The sequence below is a fragment of the Desulfurobacterium indicum genome, assembly GCF_001968985.1.
GTDB lineage: Bacteria > Aquificota > Aquificia > Desulfurobacteriales > Desulfurobacteriaceae > Desulfurobacterium_A > Desulfurobacterium_A indicum.
On sequence record NZ_MOEN01000047.1, the window covers coordinates 1 to 4624 of the forward strand.

Sequence of the window (4624 nt, forward strand, 5' to 3'; positions counted from 1 at the left end):
TTGCTTTACCACTTCCTTAACTAGGTCTGGTAAAATCTTCTGTAGTTCCATTTTTGCCTCCTGGGGTTGGTATTTGTGGGGTGTTCCCCAGGAGGTTATCCCATTTCTCAAGCTTACACAAAATATCGTACACTACCCATTCCTCCAGCTTACACAAAATATCGACCCAAAGTATGTTAGATTTGTTGATGGAAACACCATAATTACTTTGAAACGACCGTATTTAAGAGACACAATGACGGTTATTTATATTCGGGAGGAACTTATGATTCCGTCACACTAAAGGGTCAAGAATTCAACAGCTGGAGCATTTCTCTGTCTTTTATAAGTTCGGGAAGATGTTCTTCTACCCTTTTCGTTCTCCATCTTTCAGCAGTTACGATGGATTTAAGCTTCTCAAAGGCTTCCTCTATTTTGTCATTTATTATTATGTAGTCATACTTTGTAGCAAGGCTCAGCTCTCTTCTTGCTATAAGTAGCCTTTTTTCAATGGTTTCCTCATCTTCTGTTCCGCGGTTTCTCAATCTCCTTTCCAGCTCTTTGAGAGACGGTGGAAGTATGAATATTAAAACAGCATCGGGGTAGTTTTTTTTAACCTGAAGTGCTCCCTGGGTATCGATATCAAGGAGAATATCTTTCCCTTCGTTTAACGCTTCTATAACTTTATCTTTTGGTGTTCCGTAAAAGTTTCCGTAAACTTCTGCCCATTCGAGTAGTTCATTGTTTTCTATTTTTTTCTCAAACTCTTCAAAAGATATAAAATAGTAATCTTTTCCATCTATCTCTCCGGGTCTTGGCTTCCTGGTTGTGCAAGATACCGAAAATTCCATTTTAGGAAAAGCTTTCATCAGCATATTTACAAGTGTTGTTTTTCCTGTTCCTGACGGAGCTGATATAACTATTAAAAGACCTTTCATCTCTTACTCCACATTTTGTACCTGTTCTTTTATCCTCGCTATTTCCGTTTTGATTTTGAGAACAGGATCTGTTACGTTTATCTCTTTCAACTTTGAACCTAAAGTATTTATCTCTCGGTGCATCTCCTGACATAAAAAGTCCATGGTTTTACCTGAAAAATCCTCGTTCAGGAGCTGGTAAAATCGTTTTATGTGGGATTTTAGCCTTGTAATTTCTTCTGTAACGTCTTGCTTTTCTGCAATTAATGTAACTTCAAGCTCAATACGTTTCTTTACCTCTTCATCATCAAGTTCAAATAGTTTTTTGATCTTTTCGGTTAATTTTTCACGAATTTTTTCATTTATTGAAGAGGCCTCTTTTTCTATCTCTTCAACAGTTTTTTCTATTGCCTTTAGTCTTTTCTCTATGTCTGCTTTTAACTTTTCCCCTTCCTTTTCTCTTTCCTTGTTTAGCATTATCAGTGCTTTCTCAACTGCAGTCAGGAATACATCTTCGCTACCTGACAAATCAATGTCTTCTTTCGAAAATATATCGTGCATAGATAGCAAATCTCTCATGTTTATTTCTATTTTTCTACCGGTGGTTCCCTCTATTTTCCTTATTGCGTTTATATAGGTTTTTGCCATTTGATAATTGATATTTACGGGAATTTCAATGTCCGGACTTAATTTGTAGTTTATATAAACATCTACCTTTCCTCGCTTTACATACTCTTTTACTTTGTTATTTAAGCTGTTCAAAAGATTGTTAACTATTCTTGGAAGGTTTATCCTTAAATCCAGGTTTTTGCTGTTGATAGATTTAATCTCAGCTGTAACGGTTATAAAGTCGTTGCTTGCTTCGCTCTTTCCGTAACCTGTCATACTCTTCACGTTTATTCTCCTCTGAAAAATCTTGGATTAACTTGAATTTTTGCTCTGTTTTGTAAGAATTGAATGTAAGCTTGAAAAGCCGCTTTACGTTTTTCGTTAAGCAGGAAGTCCTTTAAAGTTTTTAATTTATCTTTGTCCATTGTTTTTGCTGTTATTTCCGTTATCGGTTCTATGACAACGTAGCCTTTTAGTGTTTTAAAGGGACCGTAAACTTTTCCTGTTTTTCCTTTAACTATTGTTGCTGTTATCTCTCCGTTTAAATCTATTAATCCCAGTTTTCTTGCAAGTTCTTTACCGTCAATTTCTCCTGTTTCTTTTCCTTTCTCTATCTTACCGCTGCTTACCACTTTCTGTGCCCTGTTAAAGGCTTCTTCCGCTGTTTTTTCCGTTTTAAGAAGATTGACAATTTTTCCTTTTACAGCTTTCAAAGGCAGGATTTTATTTTCATGTTTCCTCTCGTAAATAACATATTCTTTGGGTTCTTCTATATAACCGGAAAGGCCACCTCTGCTGTTAATGTCCTTGAGAAGGTTTTTGTCCGTTACGAGAACAGGTTTAATTTCTTTGAACGATGAAAGTTTGCCTTTTTTTGCGAGTTTATAAGCTCTTTTAACCAGTTCTTTTGCATTTTGGGCTGTTACCGGAATTTTAACTGCAGTAACAATAGTTCTATTTTCCATGAATAGGTTTTGATGTTTCTTGTAATACTCTTCTACCTCTTTTGAAGATATTTTAACTTTCGACGGTTCTATGTTAAACATTTTGTATTTATAGTTTCTCTTTCCGAAAACTGCTTTGTAATATATTTTTAGTTCTTGAGGTGTAACTGTCTCTACGTTTTCTACAATGGTTTGAAGTTTTTCTATAAGGAGATCCTGTCTTATCTGGTTTTCGAAGGTTTCGGCGGGTATATGGTTTTGTTTAAGCCACTGCTTGTAAAGTTCTGCGGAGAATTTTCCATTTTTCTGGAAAGCTGGGAAACTTTCTATTCTTTCAGCAACGGCTTCGTCACTTACTTTCAATCCTTCTTTCTCTGCAGCGTCTAAAAGTAATGTTCTTAATAACAGCTGTCTTAGAGCTTCTGATTTTGCCTGTTTTTCTTTCATTCCGGCTGAGGTCAATTTATCAACAGTTCTGTAAAATTCATCTGCCGGAATAGCTTTATCGTTAACAGTTGCTACGTCGTTTGTTCCTGGACCTGATACAGAACCTTTTCCCCACACCAAAAAGATAGTCAGAACAAACGAAGCAGTTACTATCCAGAGGGGTATGCTGAACAACTTCATGTTTTTTCTGATATTAGCAAGCATTAATAAACCTCCAGCCTATTGAAAATTCCCGAATTAAATTTATACTTTAAAATTGAAGATATCTCAAGCAGGAGCTGTTTCGTTTGAAAGGATTTAAGAAAGAAATAGACTCTATTATTAGGGAAGCTCGTCGTTTGATTGAAAATAAGAAATATCATCGTGCCATTACCGAACTTGAAAAGCATAAAGCATACTCAAGAAATGTGGAATATTTTCTCCTTCTTGCTGAGGCTTACGAAAAAATAGGTAATGAAGAGAAAGCAGAAGAATACTTTGAGCAAGCTCGCTTTTTAGAGGCAGCAATAAAATCCAGAGAGCAGCTTAAAAAAAGTTATTTTCTCATAAAGAAAAAAGAGTATGTTAAAGCAAGAGAAGTTCTTCTTGAAGCCATAGAACTTGATCCTTTCGAGCCGGAAGTTTATATAGAGTTACATAAACTTTACAAAAAGCAGGGATTGAAAAAAGAAGCGGCAAAAGTTTTGAAGAGTTTGATGACCGTGGCCCCCTTTTTGGACTATCCCTATCTGGAGTTAGCGGGACATTATTACTCAACAGGCAACTACGATATGGTTGATAATATCCTTTCTCAAGGATTGGAAAAAATAGATAAAGCCTCATTTATGTATGAAAGTGCGAAGATGTATCAACTTATAGGAGAAATAGAAAAAGCGGAGGAACTTTTAAGAGAAGTTTGCAATAGGGAGCCTGGAAATGTTGATTACCGCCAGAAGCTGGTAGATGTTCTTATAAATCTTTCCAAAATAGACGAAGCCCTTTCTCTGTTGATGAATACCCTAAAGCTTTATCCAGAGTCTCCCTATTTGTTGCAGAGTATCGCTACTATATATGAACTAAAAGGTGATGATGAAAAGGCAGAATTTTTCATGAGGAAAGCTGTTGCTGTAAGTGATTCTTTTATTAAAGAAGATAGCATGAGGATGTTGGCTGATTTCCTTATAGAAAAAGGAAAAATAGACCAGGCAGAAGAGATACTAAAAGAGATTATAGAAACAGCTGAAAGTTCATGGCTTGTAATGGATGCTTTCGTTGAATTTACCCTTATCTGTATGGACCAGAACAGGACTCATTCTATTATTGATATTGCGAAGAAAATCTTAAAGTTGCAATTACTCACAGAAGAAGAATTGCTGGAGCTTCTCGAAATACTCTCAGACGTTTTAGAGGAAGAGGGACATATTTTTGCAGCAAGAAAAGTGTGTGAATACGTCATCAAACGCTCAAAAAACGAAAAACAGTTAAAGCGTTGCTACGCAAATATTAATAGACTTTCGGAACTTATTTCTCTCGAAAAAATGTGGAAAAAAGGCAACTAACCCCTTGACACTCTCAAACAGAGTTTCTATATTTTCCCGCGTCAGGTTTGAAACCGTAAAACGCAGGACGGACCTTGACACAGGCGAGATAAAGGCATAAATTGAACACTCGCCACAAAAAGTTCTTTGACAACAGAATAAGGGGTGTGTGCCTGCGGAAGAGGCTCAAGGTTGCCTATGGTAGGTGACT

The 4624-nt window shown here is 36.3% G+C and carries 4 protein-coding genes; 1 reads left to right on the top strand and 3 read right to left on the bottom strand.

The window, feature by feature from the left end; translation table 11 throughout:
• Positions 1 to 287: 287 nt before the first annotated feature.
• From gmk to BLW93_RS08475, 3 genes are read right to left on the bottom strand one after another with little or no spacing between them, the layout of a single operon-like run.
• Positions 288 to 917, bottom strand: coding sequence for a guanylate kinase (gene gmk, locus BLW93_RS08925; RefSeq protein WP_076713636.1), 630 nt, complete (start codon positions 915 to 917; stop codon positions 288 to 290).
• 3 nt (positions 918 to 920) lie between these two features.
• A complete protein-coding gene (locus tag BLW93_RS08930) occupies positions 921 to 1781 on the bottom strand; it encodes a YicC/YloC family endoribonuclease (protein ID WP_245792021.1) in 861 nt (286 codons plus the stop codon).
• 11 nt (positions 1782 to 1792) lie between these two features.
• Complete coding sequence (locus tag BLW93_RS08475; RefSeq protein ID WP_076713638.1) at positions 1793 to 3100, bottom strand: SurA N-terminal domain-containing protein; 1308 nt, start codon at positions 3098 to 3100, stop codon at positions 1793 to 1795.
• 83 nt (positions 3101 to 3183) lie between these two features.
• On the opposite strand from BLW93_RS08475, the gene BLW93_RS08480 reads away from it, so the two are divergent.
• The gene (locus tag BLW93_RS08480) at positions 3184 to 4434 is read left to right on the top strand and encodes a tetratricopeptide repeat protein (RefSeq protein ID WP_078058281.1); all 1251 of its coding nucleotides are present in this window, start codon (positions 3184 to 3186) and stop codon (positions 4432 to 4434) included.
• Positions 4435 to 4624: the final 190 nt, after the last annotated feature.